The organism is Pseudoteredinibacter isoporae, assembly GCF_040372805.1.
Taxonomy (GTDB): domain Bacteria; phylum Pseudomonadota; class Gammaproteobacteria; order Pseudomonadales; family Cellvibrionaceae; genus Pseudoteredinibacter; species Pseudoteredinibacter isoporae_A.
Genome location: NZ_BAABWJ010000005.1, coordinates 148,200 through 164,857 on the forward strand (window position 1 = coordinate 148,200; position 16,658 = coordinate 164,857).

Below are 16,658 nucleotides of genomic sequence, written 5' to 3' on the forward strand. Positions count from 1 at the left end.
AATCAGGCTTATTCAAGTATGAAAAAGAACCTAGTCTGCTTGTCACTCGGCATTGCGGTGCTGAGTGGCTGTAGTGATGACAGCATTACCCATCAAAAAAGTGACCCTTGGTTTGAGCAAGGGCAAGCGCAACTGCAATCAATACTGAAGCGCAAAAACATTGAACAAAAAGCAAAAAATGTCATTGTGTTTGTCGGCGACGGTAACGGCATTGCTTCCGTAACCGCAACCCGGATTTACAAAGGCCAACTTGACGGTGGACAAGGTGAAGATTACCAACTGTCTTACGAACACTTTCCTCATATGGCACTGTCGAAAACCTACAACACCAACGCCCAGACTCCCGATTCAGCCGGCACTGCAACCGCGATCATGACTGGCATTAAAACCAAAATGGGATTGGTTTCGGTGAACGATAGCATCGACCGAGGTGACTGTCGTGCAGCCTTACAGAATCATGCCGCCACGCTGCTCGAACTGGCCGAGCTTGATGGCCGATCAACAGGCGTCGTAACCACCACTCGCCTAACTCACGCTACCCCGGCATCCACTTATGCCCACTCTTCGGACCGGAACTTTGAGGACGACAGCCACCTCAGTGCGGGCGACCGTGAAGCGGGCTGCAAAGACATCGCTCAACAATTGATTGAATTCCCTTATGGCGACGGCATCGAAGTAGCCATGGGCGGCGGTCGTCGTCACTTTTTACCAAAGAACATCAGCGACCCAGAAGGTGAATTCGGCAAACGTCGCGACGACCGAAACCTGATTGAAGAGTGGCAAGAGCTGCACCCGGATGGCAAATACGTTTGGAATCAAAAGGGTTTTGATAAAGTCGACGCCGAAAAAACTGACAAGCTGTTTGGGCTGTTCAACAGCTCTCATATGGAATACGAACTTGACCGCGGCAAAGACCGCGGCGGCGAACCTTCACTGGCTGAAATGACCGAAAAAGCCATCGATATTCTCGGCAAGAATGACGAGGGTTACTTCCTACTGGTAGAAGGTGGTCGTATTGATCACGCCCACCACGCAGGTAACGCCAAGCGCGCATTGGCCGACGGTGTCGCCATGGCCGATGCCGTCGAAATGGCCATGCGTAAAACCGACAAAGAAGACACGTTGATCGTCGTAACCGCCGACCATTCCCATACCTTTGTGATTCAGGGTTATGCGCATCGCGGCAACCCAATTTTAGGTCTGTCACAGGGCCTCGACAAAAAAGGTCGTCCAGTCCTAACCCCCACCCTGGCCCTGGATGGCAAACCCTACACCACCCTGTCCTACGCCAATGGCCCAGGCGCCCATACCCACGGCCCTCGCCCTCACGCTACGGATGAAGAAGCTTTAAGCGATGACTACAAGCAACAAGCGTTGATTCCATTTGAATCAGAAACCCATGCCGGCGAAGATGTTGCCATCTACGCACGTGGCCCCTGGGCACACCTGTTTAACGGCGTCGTTGAGCAAAATTATATATTCCATGCCATTAACCACGCGGCCGAACTGGATGCCGAACGTTAGTCAGGCAAACTCAAACAGCACTAAAAAAGGGAGCGTATCGCTCCCTTTTTTAGTGCACGGCTTTTTGATTAAAATCGATAAGCGACTATTTTTTCTTTTTGGACTTTTTGTAATGCTCCATCAAGCGGCGTTTTTTCGCAGCCTGGCGAGACGTTAATTCATTCTTCTTACCCGCATAGGGGTTGTCAGTGGATTTAAATTCCAATTTGATTGGTGTGCCGTGCAAATCCAGAACTCGGCGAAATGTTTTTTCCAAAAACTTTTTATAGTGACTGGGTACCGACTCAGTTTGGTTGCCATGGATCACAATAATTGGAGGGTTCTTACCCCCCGCATGGGCATAGCGCAACTTAATACGGTGGCCGCCCACCATAGGTGGCTGATGCGTTGCCACAGCGTCTTGCAAAATACGGGTTAGGTGATTTGTTGTCAGCTTATCGGTCGCTGCGCCGTAGGCCTGTTCAATGGATTCATACAGGTGCCCCACCCCAGTGCCGTGCAAAGCAGAAATAAAATGAATATCGGCAAAATCGACAAAACGCAAACGCCGTTCCAGTTCGTTTTTCACAAACTCCTTATGCTCGCTATCTAAACCATCCCACTTATTGAGCGCGACAACCAAAGCTCGCCCCTGGTCAATCACATGCCCCATCAAATGCAGATCCTGATCAACCAAACCCTCGGTGGCGTCCACCAACAACACAACGACATTCGCATCGCTGATTGCCTGAAGGGTTTTCACGATGGAAAACTTTTCAACAGATTCTTTAACGTTTTTCCGGCGACGAATACCTGCAGTATCAATAATGGTGTACGGCTTTTCATTGCGTTCATAATTAATATAAACACTGTCACGCGTTGTGCCGGGCATATCGTAAACCACAACCCGATCTTCGCCGAGCAAGCGATTCACCAAGGTGGATTTCCCCACGTTTGGGCGACCGACGATAGCCATTTTGATGCCCTTGGCTTCATCTTCTTCGGCATCCTCAATAACATTTTCCGGAAATTCTTCCAGCACCATTTCCATTAAGGACTTAACGCCACGCCCTTGAGTCGCCGTAGTGCCGTAGACTTCACCCAAACCCAATTCATAGAATGGCGCCATTGCCACGTCGTGATTCTGGCCATCGATTTTATTGGCCACAAGATAGGTCTTTTTGTTGTTCACTCGCAGATGGTCCGCGATCATCTCATCGGCCGCTGTCAGGCCATCGCGACTATCAACCAGAAACAAGACCACATCTGCCTCTTCAACCGCCAATAAGGACTGTTCAGCCATCGCCGAATCGATACCCTCTTCATCACCGGTAATACCACCTGTATCAATCGCGATAAATTGGCGCTTATTAATCTCGCCCTCGCCATACTTACGGTCTCGTGTCAGGCCAGCATAGTTGGCAACCAGGGCATCCCGGCTACGAGTCAGGCGGTTAAACATGGTCGATTTACCCACATTCGGGCGTCCAACCAAGGCAATTACAGGTATCATGTATTAATCCAGTACAGTCTGTAGGGCGACATTCAGAATATTATGGCCCATTATGGCGTTTTCCGTGGGCCGCGAGTATAGGGATTTTCTCAGTAGTAGCAAGTTTTGCCCGAATCTGCGGGCTCTACGCAATAAAAAAGGGCCTTAAGGCCCTTTTTGCAAGCTCAATCAGAACAACAATTATTGAATGCGGTAGGCAACCAGCTCACCGCTGTTACCGTAGACATACAACCGTTCGCCATCGCTGATCATGCTGGCACGAACACCATCACCATCGACCTTCTCGCGTGCTACAAAGCGACCGTCTTCGCGATCCAGCAAATGCAAATAACCCTCGAAATCAGTCACTGCGACATAAGAACTGATGGCCTGAGGCGCACCCAGCTCACGGCGCAGCATCGTGTCGTTCTCCCAAAGCTGATCACCATTGGCACTGTTCAACGCACGCAGACGATCATCGGCACCGGAAACAAAGATGGTGCCATTCAACGCACTGATGTCTTTATGGCTCGAAGAGTCTGTCGCCCACATAGGACGACCGTTGGCGCGATTGATCGCCATGATACGCCCCTGGTAGGCCGAAGCGTAGAGAATATTACCTTGCAACAAGGGCGTAGCATCAATATCGACGACACGCTCAAGCTCAGTCTTACCCTGGGGAATAGCCACGCGCTGCTCCCACACCTGAACACCGTCAGTGATGCGCAGACCAACCGCTTTGCCAGAAGCAAAACCGGCATACACCTTATCAGCAAACAGGACAGGATTGGCTGTGCCGCGCAGGGTCAAAACAGGAACCGGATTGTCGTAGCGCCAGATCTGCTCACCATTTTCGGCATTCAAACCATATAGGCGACCGTCGAGGGTCTGCACCACAACCACTTCACCATTGCTTTGAGGTGCAGACAGGATTTCGCTGCTCAATTTGGTCTGCCAACGCTCACTGCCATCCTCGCGAGACAGGGCGTATACCGTGCCACTGTAACTGCCCAGGAAAATATTATTCGGACCGGCACCAACACCACCGGCCAGCTCTCTATCCAGATCTTTCGACCAGTTTTCGCGCCCGGTTTCCGGGTTGAGGCTAACCACCTCACCTTCAGAGCCAGCAGCAAACAGTATGCCTTCAGAAATCACCGGGGTCAGGCGGCTAAAACGCGTGTCCTGACCGGCACCGATATCCTTTGACCAGACTTCATCCAACTCTACCGTCGGCTCGAAATCCACTAATTCCATAGGTTCAAGGTTGATCTCATCCGTAGAGGAGCAACCGGCAATAACAGCGGAAAGTAACAGCAGTGCAATTGGCTTTTTCATGTTATTGAGCGTCTCCATCCTGCTTGGCTAAGGCAACAACAGGGACACCCGCCAACTTGTCTTGCAATGGCTGACGGCGGGCAAAATCTTCCGCTGCCAGGGAGTCTATTGCCAATTGATAGGAAGCTCGTGCGCGATCATTATCGCCCTGAGCCAAGTAGATATCACCGCGGCTTTCGGCATAGGAAGCAAGCACCGCCTGAGTCTGACCTTTATCCAGGCTCGCTAAGGCGCCAGCATAGTCGCCTTTCGCCGCCTGAACTTTTGCGAGACGCTGATAAACAATAGGACGCAGAGCATCACTCGGGCCTTGTGCCAAAGCCGAGTTTAAGTGCTTGGCGGCCGAATCCAGATCATTGTCTTTCACGGCCAACTTCGCCAAAAACAAATCACCACTCACACCGTAAAAGCTGCCACTGTGCTCATCAACCAATTGCTTGGCCAGGTATTTAGCGGTGCTCTGTTGCTCTTCAGTTGGATTTTGGGCACCAACCGCCTGTAACAATTCTTCGTAAACCACAGAGCCCGCTTCAGCCTGAGCCTGTTGTTTGTTCTGCCAGAATTGAAAGCCTGAGTAAGCTGCAATACCCAACAAAATTGCGGTCAACAAACTTTTACCGTTGTTGTCCCACCAGCGTTTAATGGCTTCTAATTGTTCTTCTTCAGTGAGATGTTCTGCCACTGTAACTCCTAATTACCTGCAAACCTGTTTATTTTCTACACAGGACTTTGTTGTCAACGAGGCCTTAGCCAAGAAAGCCCGCTAGCCTATCACATGCAACTAATAAGCCCTAGGGCTTATTAGTCTCTCATTTAACTGCCCAATATTCCCGCCAAGGTGGGCAGCAGTTGCTCGCTTGCCACGGCCTGCTGATCACTCTGGCCACGCAAAGGCTTGATCAATACCTGATTCTGCTCCAGTTCCTGATCACCGAGAATCAACGCAATGCTGGCACCGCTTCGATCAGCTTTTTTCAGCTGACTCTTGAAACTGCCGCCACCGCAATGATTGACCACGCGATAGCCGCTGAGTTCAGCCCGTACAGATTCTGCCAGTTTCGCTGCAGCGCATTGCGCCCTTTCAACATCATGACTCGCCGCAACAATATAGATGTCGGCAGCTGCTGGTAAGGTGTCAGGGAAGCGATCAAGAGCTTCCAGCAGCAATACCAGTCGCTCTACCCCCATGGCAAAACCCACCGCGCTATTAGGCTTACCGCCCAGTTGCTCAATCAGGCCATCATAACGGCCGCCAGCACACACGGTACCTTGAGCACCCAGCTTGTCGGTCACCCATTCAAACACCGTCTTCGAATAGTAATCCAGCCCACGAACCAGCCTTGGGTTCACACGAAACTCAACGCCGGCCTCAGTGAGCAGACGCTGCACCTGTTCAAAATGTGTTCGGGACTCCGCATCGAGGTAATCCAGCAGCTGCGGCGCCTGATCCAGTAGCGCTTGGGTACCGGAATTCTTGCTGTCTAAAATACGCAAAGGGTTGCTGTCCAAGCGACGCTGACTGTCTTCGTCCAGCTGATCTTTACGCTCACTTAGATAGGCGACCAAAGCAGCTTTATAGGATTCACGCGCCTCATTGGAACCCAGGCTGTTAATTTCCAGGGTCAGCGCATCGATCACACCCAGTTGACGCCATAGACTGGCAGTCAACAGCAGCAGCTCAGCATCAATGTCCGGACCGGCCATACCGTAGGCCTCAACACCAATTTGATGGAACTGGCGCAATCTGCCCTTTTGTGGGCGTTCGTAGCGAAACATCGGACCCGCATACCACAGGCGCTGGGTTTGATTGTATAGAAGGCCGTGCTGTTCACAGGCTCGCACACAAGACGCCGTACCTTCAGGGCGCAAAGTAATACTGTCGCCATTACGGTCATCGAAGGTGTACATTTCTTTTTCAACGATGTCCGTCACTTCACCGATGGATCGCTTAAACAAATCCGTTGACTCTACGATCGGGAAACGGATTTCCTGATAGCCGTAGCTGGCCACACAATCGCGTACGGCCTTTTCCAGATACTGCCATTGCACCGATTGCTCGGGCAGTAAATCATTCATTCCTCGAATGGCTTGAATCTTTTTCAAACTAATACCTTTTTCGTTTTGCTTTAGGTTCTTTTTAAACCTAAGGCGCCTTTACGATTAAATCTTTTTCAGCTTCTTCTTTCTCGGCCGCCTTTTTACGAATAATACGCTCAAGATTGTCGACGAGATTCTCTTTCCCAAGCTTATGATCGGCCTGACCATCAATATAAATGGAATGACTTGGTGTGCCGCCAGCCAGCCCAACATCAGACTCTTTTGCTTCACCTGGACCATTCACCACGCAGCCAATCACTGACACATCCATCGGCGTACGAATGTCATCCAAACGTTCTTCCAACTGATTCATGGTTTGCACCACATCAAAGTTCTGTCGTGAACAACTGGGACAAGCGATAAAATTAATCCCTTTCGCGCGCAGCTTGAGGCTTTTTAAAATATCCCAACCAACCTTCACTTCTTCAACTGGGTCAGCCGCCAGAGACACTCGCAAAGTATCGCCGATGCCATCCATAAGCAACATACCCAAACCCACTGCGGATTTCACGGTGCCAGAACGAAGGCCACCGGCTTCAGTAATGCCCAGATGCAAAGGTTGCTCAATCTGAGTCGCCAATTGACGATACGCTGCCACCGCCATAAACACATCCGACGCTTTTACACTGACTTTGAAATCCTGGAAGTTCATCTTATCCAGAATATCTACGTGACGCAGCGCGGACTCCACAATGGCTTCTGGCGTAGGTTCGCCGTATTTTTTTTGCAGATCTTTTTCCAAAGAACCGGCATTAACGCCGATGCGAATAGGAATATTCAGGTCTCGAGCCTTTTCTACCACCGCGGCGATTCGCTTTTCACGACCGATGTTACCTGGGTTGATGCGCAGACAATCCACGCCGAGATCCGCAACTCGCAATGCGATGCGGTAATCAAAATGGATATCGGCCACCAACGGAATGTTCACGGCCTTACGTATTTCACCGAAAGCCTCTGCGGCGTCCAAGGTGGGGACAGAGACACGAACGATATCCGCTCCCGCATCTTGCAAGGCAGTAATCTGACCTACGGTGGCCTCAACATCACACGTGTCCGTGTTGGTCATGCTCTGAACGGAAATGGGGGCATCGCCACCCACTGGCACATCGCCTACCATGATTTGCCTGGATTTTCGGCGTTTTATCGGGGATTCAAAATGCATAATCGGATCTGTATCAGGGAATCGTAATGGCGAGAGTTTTACGGCCGGAACGAGCTTCAAGCGGATAGGCCTCGCCATCCACGTCTAATTCAACGGCTCGAACGTTCCCAAGATTGACTCGGAACGGTGCTACACCCTGTAAGCGTAACTGCTGGCCTGCTTCTTTGGTATTACTGTACAAGCGCTTACCTGTAGCGTCGCGTACTTGCAACCAGCAACTGTCTTTAAAGCGGAAAAGCAAAACCTTTTCACCCTCAATCTTTTCGCTCTCTACCGTTTCTGCCCGCTCTTCATCAAGGAGAGAGCCGCCATTGGAACGGGTCACAGCCGTCTCTGTCGCCGGCTCATTAAGCGGTGCAGTATTTTCCAAGGTCTCTTGGGCAGATACGGAAACGTTGGCTGGCGTATCAATTTCGGAGCCTTCAATATTTGTCTGTACACTTTCATTGGACGCTGCGGAATCGCTCTGTTCAACACGGTCTTCTGACGAAGCAGCTGTGCCTTCAAACGCACCTTCTTCCGCCTGCGCAGTTGTTTCTATCGCCGGTTTGCGCACTGTGCTTTTTTGATCAGCCGTTGTTGAAGCGCTGGAAGTGGCTATGTTGGCTTTCTGGCGCTCTTCCCCATCCTGAGCCAGCCACCACACAAGGCCAAACAGCAGCAACATTGGCAACGCCCATATTGCCTTGAAGGATCGCCCTTTTTCTGAATGAGCCTCAGACTCGTCTTCCACGTCAAACTGCGTGACATCTGAAGCAAATGCATCGTACTCAGCCAGCAACATATCGACATCCAGTTGCAATACCCGAGCCGCATTGCGCAGGTAGCCTCGCACAAAAGTAGGCGTGCCTACCTGTTCAAATTCATTACCCTCAATCAGAATCAGCTTGTGCTTGGTGATCTTGAGTTCAGCCGCCAAATCAGTTGAGCTTATGCCCAACTGCTCGCGGGCATAGGAAATGATCGCGCCTGGTCCGGGGGCTTCATTATTATTGTTTGTGTCTAGTTCAGACATTAGCGCTGTGTACCCGAATTACGTCTCTGATTTTGATTGCCATTAGGAAACATATTTTTCAGCTTCATCTGCGCACTGGACTCTCGATTTTTATCTCCCAGCACTTTGGCCACTTCCAATTCCAATTGGACTGACCGTGGTGAGAAAGGTGAAATCATGTGGTATTGATCCAGCAGTTGGATAGCCGCTCGGTATTCCGATTTGTTTTTAGCAATGCTCGCTAACTCGATATAGGGCCTGGCCATATTGGGGTTCAGCGTTATCGAACGTGCAAAGGCTTTTTCTGCGGCGTTGATATTCCCTAACGCCAACTGAGTCAGGCCGACATTGTTGAAAGCCAACGGGCGTCGATCATAGTTCAGATCATTCGCGGCATACTGAAATTGAATAAGCGCTTCGGCATATCGCTTTTTGCCATACAAAAATGAACCGTAATTATTACGCGCCAATGACAATGTGCTATCCAGGCGAATCGCCCTTTCATAAAAACGCTCGGCATTGTCATCGTCACCCTCGCGCAGCATCAGAGCCGCCATACCACTGTGGGCGCCGGCCGAATTCGGGTCGATTTTCAAAGCTTTATTAAAATGAAAACGAGAGGAATCGAGATTGTTCTGACGCAGATACTCTAAGCCTAGGCGAATGTGGGTTTTCATTGCCTTTTGCATGTCGGGCTTTTTCTGCACCCTGTCATAGGTGGTTACACAGGCTGTTAAGCACAACAACAGCCAACTTGTTATCATGGTTTTTACAAGGCTGCGAGTCATCGTGTTTATTCCACTTCTATGCGTTATTGATAATGCGAACCGCTTGTTCCTGATAGCGCTCCGAGCGACGGGTGCGGTCATTCACGCTGCCCGCCAACTGCCCGCAAGCAGCATCGATATCATCACCGCGCGTGGTGCGCACAGTAGTAATATACCCTTCTTGAGTCATTATATCCTGAAAGCGACGCAAACTATTATTACTCACCCGCTTATAATCCGACATTGGGAACGGGTTAAAAGGAATCAAGTTAATTTTCACCGGAATATCCCGTAACAACTGCGCCAACTCTCGGGCATGCTCCGGGCGATCATTTACCTGATCGATCAAGGTGTACTCAATGGTAATTTTACGACGATTGTCCGGCAAGTTCTCAATGTAGCGCTTGGCACTATCGAGCAGCATGGCAATCGGATATTTCTTGTTGATAGGCACCAACTCATTGCGCAATTCGTCATTCGGCGCGTGCAATGAAATCGCCAAACAGGCGTCCGTCAGGCCATCCAGTTTATCCAGCGCAGGTACCACACCTGAAGTACTCAGTGTCACCCGACGCTTTGAAATTCCGTAACAGTTGTCGTGCATCATGAGATTCATGGAATCAACAACGTTATCAAAATTGAGCAGAGGTTCGCCCATGCCCATCATCACCACATTAGTGATCTTACGAGGTCGGTCTTCACCAAACTGACCAAAAGATTTTGCAGCAATCCACACTTGGCCAATAATTTCTGCTGCGCTCAAGTCACGGTTAAAACCCTGCTTTCCCGTTGAACAAAAACTGCAATCAAGTGAACAACCCACTTGCGAGGACACACATAAGGTGCCACGTTCCCCATCGGGAATAAATACGGTTTCGATGGCACTGCCACCGGTAACGCGAATCAGAAACTTGCGCGTGCCATCGGCTGAATCGAACTGCTGAATCAGTTCTGGGGCTTTGATCTCAGCCCGCTCAGTCAATTTGGCGCGCAGCGCTTTGCTGATATTGGTCATGTCATCAAATGAATCCACACCCAATTGGTGGATCCACTTGAGAACCTGTGCCGCACGGAAGCGCTTCTCACCCATTTCTTCGAAAAAGGCTTCCAGCTTTTGCTGAGACAAACCCAGCAAATTTACTTTGTTTTCTACGGTTTCCGGCGACGACAGGGACATCAATCTAGCACCTGAATTAGCGAGCGCAGATTTCGTCAGCAGCGAAGAAGTAAGCTACTTCGCGCTCAGCAGAAGCCGCAGAGTCGGAACCGTGTACCGCATTGGCATCAATACTCTGAGCAAAATCAGCACGGATGGTGCCAGCCGCCGCTTCCTGAGGATTGGTTGCACCCATCAAGTCACGGTTTTTAGCGATGGCGCCTTCGCCTTCCAAAACCTGAACCACTACTGGGCCAGACGTCATGAAAGAAACCAAATCGCCAAAGAAAGGACGCTCTTTGTGCTCAGCGTAGAAACCGCCAGCTTTCTCGTCGTCCAGCTGGACCATTTTCATCGCAACAATGCTCAGACCAGCTTCTTCAAAACGAGCGTTAATTTGGCCGATGACGTTTTTCGCTACAGCATCTGGCTTAATGATGGAAAGAGTGCGTTCTACCGCCATGTGTTTAATCTCCAAAAAAATATCTATGATTCAAAAAATGTTGTTCCGCAGCATGTTGGTCTCCGGCCCTGCCAAGCTGATCGCTCGCAGACCGTGACTATGGATACGGAAAACCCGTGCTCACCACTTTCTGGCAAGCACGGGTTTTATCTGTTGGGTGTTTGGGGCTAACGGCCAGCGTAGTATAAGCGACTTACACATAAACCTTTGGCCATATGCGAGCTGATATAACACGTAACAATGGCTTGAACCGACTCTCTATGCCCCAGTATCGACAGAGGCGCCGATTATACACTTGTGAGGTCAGCGGTGAAATAGCTTAAGGGCGCCTTAAAGAAGGTAAAATCGCCTCAAAACACCCTTATTTGAGCTTTTTGAGAGCAAACTCTCGGCAAAAGGCTTATTTGTTAACTCAAGCTCACCAAGCCTGACCGAAAAGCCCACAAAACGGCTAATCGGCCGCCTCTTCTATCCATGCCGCCTGAATGGCTTCAAGAACCTTCTCGCCACAGCGATTCGGATCATCGTTAAAGCCCTCCAGGGCCATAACCCAATTCCGCAAATCGACGAAATTAACAAACTGAGGGTCGATATCGGGATGCGCATCAAACAGCTCCATAGCGATATCGTTTACATCTGTCCAACGTAAATCCTGCATAATGACCTCGCCTGCTTGCGCCTAGTGGTGCTCAGATACCTGATTGATGGTGTATTTGGGGATTTCGACCACAAGATCCTCATCGGCAACCTTAGCCTGGCACCCCAGACGAGAATCGGGCTCCAACCCCCAGGCCTTATCCAGATAATCGTCTTCCAGCTCATCCGCTTCCTCAAGGGAATCATAACCTTCACGAACCACCACATGGCAAGTCGTGCACGCACAGCTTTTCTCACAGGCATGCTCGATTTCAATACCATTGCGCAACGCAGCATCCACAATGCTTTCGCCTTTCTGGGCCTCTACTTCGGCACCTTCCGGGCAAATTTCCTCATTGGGTAAAAATACAATTTTCGGCATAACTTACACTCAATATTACATTCGGCGTTTTTGCGCCCGATTAGGAATCGATATCATCCAGGTTTTGACCAGCCAGAGCAGCTTTGATACTTCTGTCCATGCGTCGAGCCGCGAAGTCATCCGTACGTTGGGCAACCACTTCGATAGCAGCTTCAATTTCCCGAGGATTATCCGCCGATTGACGCGCCTGCAGTAGCGACTCCATGGATTGAACAATAGCTTGCCTTTCCTCGTCGCTCAGTAAATCACCGTCCGCTTCCAATGCAGGTACCAAAGCCTCCAGAACTCGCTCCGCTTCCACCTGCTGCTCACGCAATGCTCTGGCCCGCATATCATCTTCGGCGTGACTGAAGGAATCCTGCAACATGCGGCTGATGTCATCATCGGCCAAACCGTAGGAAGGCTTGATGTCCACGCTGGTTTTTACACCACTGGTTAGCTCTTCGGCAGACACCATCAACAGACCATCGGCATCCACCTGAAACACCACTCGAATTTTTGCTGCACCAGCGACCATTGGCGGGATGCCGCGCAATTCGAATCGCGCCAGTGAGCGACAGGCCGTAACCAGATCGCGCTCTCCCTGCAGAACATGCACCGCCATCGCCGTTTGACCGTCTTTGAAGGTCGTAAATTCTTGGGCCTTGGCTACAGGGATCGGAGTATTTCGACTGATAATCTGCTCAACCAAACCGCCCATGGTTTCAATACCCAAGGACAGTGGAATCACATCAAGCAACAGCATTTCACTATCGGGCTTGTTTCCAACCAAAATATCAGCCTGAATAGCAGCGCCCAGAGCAACGACACGATCCGGATCCAGATCCGCAAGCGGCTCCTGCTTAAACAAATCGGTAACTGCTTTACGCACCGCAAGTGTGCGCGTCGAGCCTCCCACCAAAACCACATTGTCGACCTCATCAGCATTCACATCGGCATCGCGCAAAGCACGACGACAGGATTTGATGCTGCGTGAAATCAGTGGCTGCAAAATTTCAGCTAAACACTCGCGATTGAGTTCGACTAACTGACCATTAAAATCGACGCTCACCAACTCGACTGTAGCCAGTTGCTCCTTCGCGTCGCGAGCCTTCAGTAATAAGGCACGCTGCTCTATCGGCGTCAAAACGCCCTCATGAGAACATTGAGCCAACACCCACTCAACAATCGATTGGTCAAAATCATCCCCACCTAACGCAGAATCGCCACCGGTGGAAAGAACTTCAAACACACCTTTGCTCAAACGCAAAATGGAAACATCAAAGGTACCGCCACCCAAGTCGTAAACCGCAATCAGCCCTTCAGCTTGCTGGTCCAGGCCATAGGCTACTGCCGCCGCAGTCGGTTCGTTCAATAGACGCAAAACGTTTAAACCCGCCAGGGTTGCCGCATCCTTAGTTGCTTGTCGTTGTGCCTCATCAAAGTAAGCCGGCACAGTGATCACAGCACCATCTAACTGTGTTGCGGAACCCGATGACAGACTGCGCTCACCGAGCGCCGCCAAATGCTTAAGGATTTCTGAAGAAATTTCTACCGGGCTAAACTCGCCGGCAGCCGTAGCAATATACGGCACACCAGAGCCGGCTTTTTCAGCAAAGGTGTACGGCAAACTGTGCCCCAGTGATTCGCTGTCTTCGACACCCCGCCCCATCAATCGCTTAATGGAACTGATCGTATTTGCAGGATCACTCAACAGCTTCTCACTGGCCTCTCGGCCTACGATCACTTCCCCATCAGCCGCGTAGTGCACAAGCGAAGGACAGATGGAACGGCCCGCCTCATCCGCGAGCACAACAGGCTCGCCACTTCGAACAGTGGCCACAACGGAATTACTGGTGCCGAGATCAATGCCAATTGCCAGCTTACGTTCGTGAGGCTTAGCGCTTTGCCCGGGTTCTGAAATCTGAAGTAACACAACATACCTATATAACGATTGGTCGCGCACCCGAAACTGCGCAACCCTATTTATCGGACTTTAATCAAGATCGAGCAATTCGTCTTCGACCGCTCGCAACTCTTTGGCAAACTTACTCGTGAAATGCATTTTAGCAAGCGGAGCAACGCATGCTTTGTAATCCCCTTGTTCATACAGGGCAACAAATTCAGACTCAATATTCTTTTCCAGCGTTTTCTGGTTCGACATCAAAGCCTGCAACTTGGTATCTGCAGCTGCCTCATCCTGACGAATTAACTGACGCAACTCGGCAAGCTCTTCACGCCATTCCATTTGCTGCATTAAGAAAGCAGGATCTTGATGCGTTTGATTTTCAAGATTGCTGTCGAGGCCAGCCAATTCGAGCAAGTACTCGGCCCGCTTGACATTGACACTCAACGTGTCGAATGCCTGATTCACGTAGGCCATCGCCTGAACCGCCAAACGTTGTTCTTGGGCACTGCCGGCGGCAAACTTATCGGGATGGCATTGCATTTGCAACTGCCGATGGGTTTTCTTCAGTGCAGCAATATCAATGTCAAAGCCAGGATCCAACTGGTACAAGGCAAAAAAGTTTTCACTTAAATCCATGATTTTACTCAATCAGAAAGTTATACAAAAAAGCCGGGGAATACGCCCCGGCTTTTTTGTATAACTCTATAACGCGACGCCTATAGCAATCTATATTGCACGCTATACGTGGAAGCTCTCGCCACAACCGCAAGCATTTTTCGCATTAGGATTGTTAAACTGAAAGCCTTCATTGAGACCTTCTTTAACAAAATCCAATTCGGTGCCATCGAGGTAAGCCAAGCTTTTAGGGTCAACCACCAAACTAAACCCACCTTGATCAAAGGTATTGTCTTCCGGGTTCACATCATCAACAAACTCAAGCACATAAGACAAACCGGAACAGCCAGTTGTCTGAACCCCCACGCGAATACCGACACCCTTCCCGCGCGAAGCGAGATGACGTTGCACATGCTCAATTGCCGAGTTCGTCATCGTTAATGACATGATCTATCCAATACCTTCTTTATTTCACAAAAAACGGAAAAGCGTCAAACAAAGACTCAGTCTTCGCCGCGCTTCTCTCGCAAATCACGCACCGCTGCTTTAATAGCATCTTCCGCCAGAACCGAGCAGTGGATTTTCACTGGTGGCAAAGCCAGCTCTTCCGCGATTTCGGTATTTTTAATCGCTTCAGCTTCGCCCAATGTTTTCCCCTTAACCCATTCGGTTAACAGAGAGCTTGAGGCAATGGCAGAACCGCACCCGTACGTTTTAAACTTGGCGTCTTCAATAACACCCTCGCCATTCACCTGAATCTGTAAACGCATCACATCACCACAGGCTGGCGCACCAACCATTCCGGTACCGACACTGTCAGAAGATTCGTCCAGCTTTCCTACATTACGAGGGTTTTCATAATGATCAATTACTTTATCGCTATAGGCCATTTTTTAACTCCACCTTAGCCAAGGCTAAAGGCTATTGCTGATTGAGCTGCCACTTAGTGCGCAGCCCACTCGATTGTACTTAAATCAACACCGTCTTTATACATATCCCAAAGTGGCGACAACTCGCGCAGTTTGGCAACAGCATGACGGACTTTTTCAATAACGAAATCAATTTCTTCGGCCGTGGTGAAGCGCCCAACACTGAAACGAATGGAGCTGTGCGCCATTTCATCGTCCACACCCAGAGCTCGCAATACATAAGAAGGCTCAAGACTGGCCGAAGTACACGCTGAACCAGAAGATACTGCCAAGTCACGCAAAGACATCAACAGCGACTCACCTTCAACATAAGCAAAACTGATGTTGATATTGGTCGACACACGCTGATCCAGAGCACCATTAACCGTCACTTGCTCCATATCTTTCAGGCCATTCCAGAGCTGATCTTTCAGCGCATTGCAGTGCGCCTGATCCTGCTCCATTTCCAGCTTGGCCAAACGAAAGGCTTCTCCCATGCCAACAATCTGATGGGTTGGCAGTGTACCGGAACGGAAACCACGCTCATGGCCACCGCCATGAATTTGAGCTTCCAAGCGAACTCTTGGCTTACGACGCACATACAGCGCACCAACGCCTTTAGGGCCATACACTTTATGTGCTGAGAAAGACATCAAATCGACTTTCATGGCATCAACGTCGATTTCAATTTTGCCTGCGCTCTGCGCAGCATCGACGTGGAAAAATACTTTATTTGCGCGACAAACTTCACCAATCGCAGCAATATCAGTGATGGTGCCGATTTCATTGTTCACGTGCATTAAGGAAACAATGGTCGTATCTTCACGAATGGCATCAGCAACCTGCTGTGCAGTGACCATACCATCAGAATCGGGCTCCAAGTAGCTCACCTCAAAACCTTCTCGCTCCAATTGGCGACAGGTATCGAGTACCGCTTTGTGTTCAATTTTGGATGTAATAATGTGCTTGCCTTTGCGCACATTAAAGTGAGCAACACCTTTGATTGCCAGGTTGTCGGATTCGGTCGCGCCCGACGTCCATACAATTTCGCGAGGATCGGCATTAATGAGCTCAGCCACCTGAGCTCGAGCGTTTTCAACAGCTTCTTCAGCTTTCCAACCATAAACGTGGGAGCGAGAAGCAGGATTACCAAAATTACCATCCATAGTCAGGCAATTCATCATTGCTTCAGCCACGCGAGGGTCCACTGGCGTCGATGCAGAGTAATCCAAGTAAATCGGTAACTTCATGATTTAG

17 protein-coding genes are annotated in these 16,658 nt (G+C 50.0%); 1 reads left to right on the plus strand and 16 read right to left on the minus strand.

The window, feature by feature from the left end; genetic code table 11:
- Nucleotides 1-18 precede the first annotated feature (18 nt).
- Complete coding sequence (locus tag ABWW03_RS11980; RefSeq protein ID WP_353408573.1) at nucleotides 19-1,524, plus strand: alkaline phosphatase; 1,506 nt, start codon at nucleotides 19-21, stop codon at nucleotides 1,522-1,524.
- 85 nt (nucleotides 1,525-1,609) lie between these two features.
- Here the strand turns inward: ABWW03_RS11980 and der are convergent, their stop codons facing one another.
- From der to ABWW03_RS12060, 16 genes are all read right to left on the minus strand, one after another.
- The gene (gene der / locus ABWW03_RS11985) at nucleotides 1,610-3,016 is read right to left on the minus strand and encodes a ribosome biogenesis GTPase Der (protein WP_353408574.1); all 1,407 of its coding nucleotides are present in this window, start codon (nucleotides 3,014-3,016) and stop codon (nucleotides 1,610-1,612) included.
- A 180-nt stretch (nucleotides 3,017-3,196) separates the two neighbouring features.
- Nucleotides 3,197-4,333 carry an outer membrane protein assembly factor BamB gene (bamB, locus tag ABWW03_RS11990; protein WP_353408575.1) on the minus strand — a complete coding sequence of 379 codons (1,137 nt, stop codon included), beginning with the start codon at nucleotides 4,331-4,333 and terminating at the stop codon, nucleotides 3,197-3,199.
- Between the two features lies 1 nt (nucleotide 4,334).
- Nucleotides 4,335-5,015 (minus strand): YfgM family protein, encoded by a 681-nt coding sequence (locus tag ABWW03_RS11995; protein WP_353408576.1) that lies wholly within the window; start codon nucleotides 5,013-5,015, stop codon nucleotides 4,335-4,337.
- Nucleotides 5,016-5,146: 131 nt separating this feature from the next.
- Nucleotides 5,147-6,436, minus strand: coding sequence for a histidine--tRNA ligase (hisS, locus tag ABWW03_RS12000; RefSeq protein WP_353408577.1), 1,290 nt, complete (start codon nucleotides 6,434-6,436; stop codon nucleotides 5,147-5,149).
- Between the two features lie 40 nt (nucleotides 6,437-6,476).
- On the minus strand, nucleotides 6,477-7,592 hold the full coding sequence (gene ispG / locus ABWW03_RS12005; protein ID WP_353408578.1) for a flavodoxin-dependent (E)-4-hydroxy-3-methylbut-2-enyl-diphosphate synthase: 1,116 nt from the start codon (nucleotides 7,590-7,592) through the stop codon (nucleotides 6,477-6,479).
- Nucleotides 7,593-7,605: 13 nt separating this feature from the next.
- Nucleotides 7,606-8,607 (minus strand): RodZ domain-containing protein, encoded by a 1,002-nt coding sequence (locus ABWW03_RS12010; protein ID WP_353408579.1) that lies wholly within the window; start codon nucleotides 8,605-8,607, stop codon nucleotides 7,606-7,608.
- On the minus strand, nucleotides 8,607-9,374 hold the full coding sequence (pilW, locus tag ABWW03_RS12015) for a type IV pilus biogenesis/stability protein PilW (protein ID WP_353408580.1): 768 nt from the start codon (nucleotides 9,372-9,374) through the stop codon (nucleotides 8,607-8,609). Before pilW ends, ABWW03_RS12010 begins: the two co-directional genes overlap by 1 nt.
- Before the next feature lie 16 nt (nucleotides 9,375-9,390).
- Nucleotides 9,391-10,530 (minus strand): 23S rRNA (adenine(2503)-C(2))-methyltransferase RlmN, encoded by a 1,140-nt coding sequence (gene rlmN, locus ABWW03_RS12020; RefSeq protein WP_353408581.1) that lies wholly within the window; start codon nucleotides 10,528-10,530, stop codon nucleotides 9,391-9,393.
- A 16-nt stretch (nucleotides 10,531-10,546) separates the two neighbouring features.
- Nucleotides 10,547-10,972, minus strand: coding sequence for a nucleoside-diphosphate kinase (gene ndk, locus ABWW03_RS12025; protein ID WP_353408582.1), 426 nt, complete (start codon nucleotides 10,970-10,972; stop codon nucleotides 10,547-10,549).
- A gap of 451 nt (nucleotides 10,973-11,423) precedes the next feature.
- The gene (gene iscX, locus ABWW03_RS12030; protein ID WP_353408583.1) at nucleotides 11,424-11,630 is read right to left on the minus strand and encodes a Fe-S cluster assembly protein IscX; all 207 of its coding nucleotides are present in this window, start codon (nucleotides 11,628-11,630) and stop codon (nucleotides 11,424-11,426) included.
- A gap of 21 nt (nucleotides 11,631-11,651) precedes the next feature.
- Nucleotides 11,652-11,990, minus strand: a complete 339-nt coding sequence (gene fdx, locus ABWW03_RS12035; protein WP_353408584.1) for an ISC system 2Fe-2S type ferredoxin — start codon at nucleotides 11,988-11,990, stop codon at nucleotides 11,652-11,654.
- Between the two features lie 40 nt (nucleotides 11,991-12,030).
- Entirely contained in the window at nucleotides 12,031-13,905 is a 1,875-nt protein-coding gene (hscA, locus tag ABWW03_RS12040; RefSeq protein ID WP_353408585.1) for a Fe-S protein assembly chaperone HscA, read from the minus strand.
- 60 nt (nucleotides 13,906-13,965) lie between these two features.
- Nucleotides 13,966-14,514: a Fe-S protein assembly co-chaperone HscB gene (gene hscB / locus ABWW03_RS12045; protein ID WP_353408586.1), complete on the minus strand. Its 549-nt coding sequence runs from the start codon at nucleotides 14,512-14,514 to the stop codon at nucleotides 13,966-13,968.
- Nucleotides 14,515-14,616: 102 nt separating this feature from the next.
- Nucleotides 14,617-14,940 carry an iron-sulfur cluster assembly protein IscA gene (gene iscA / locus ABWW03_RS12050; RefSeq protein ID WP_353408587.1) on the minus strand — a complete coding sequence of 108 codons (324 nt, stop codon included), beginning with the start codon at nucleotides 14,938-14,940 and terminating at the stop codon, nucleotides 14,617-14,619.
- 56 nt (nucleotides 14,941-14,996) lie between these two features.
- Nucleotides 14,997-15,383 (minus strand): Fe-S cluster assembly scaffold IscU, encoded by a 387-nt coding sequence (gene iscU, locus ABWW03_RS12055; protein ID WP_166843736.1) that lies wholly within the window; start codon nucleotides 15,381-15,383, stop codon nucleotides 14,997-14,999.
- 53 nt (nucleotides 15,384-15,436) lie between these two features.
- Nucleotides 15,437-16,651 carry an IscS subfamily cysteine desulfurase gene (locus tag ABWW03_RS12060; protein ID WP_353408588.1) on the minus strand — a complete coding sequence of 405 codons (1,215 nt, stop codon included), beginning with the start codon at nucleotides 16,649-16,651 and terminating at the stop codon, nucleotides 15,437-15,439.
- Nucleotides 16,652-16,658: the final 7 nt, after the last annotated feature.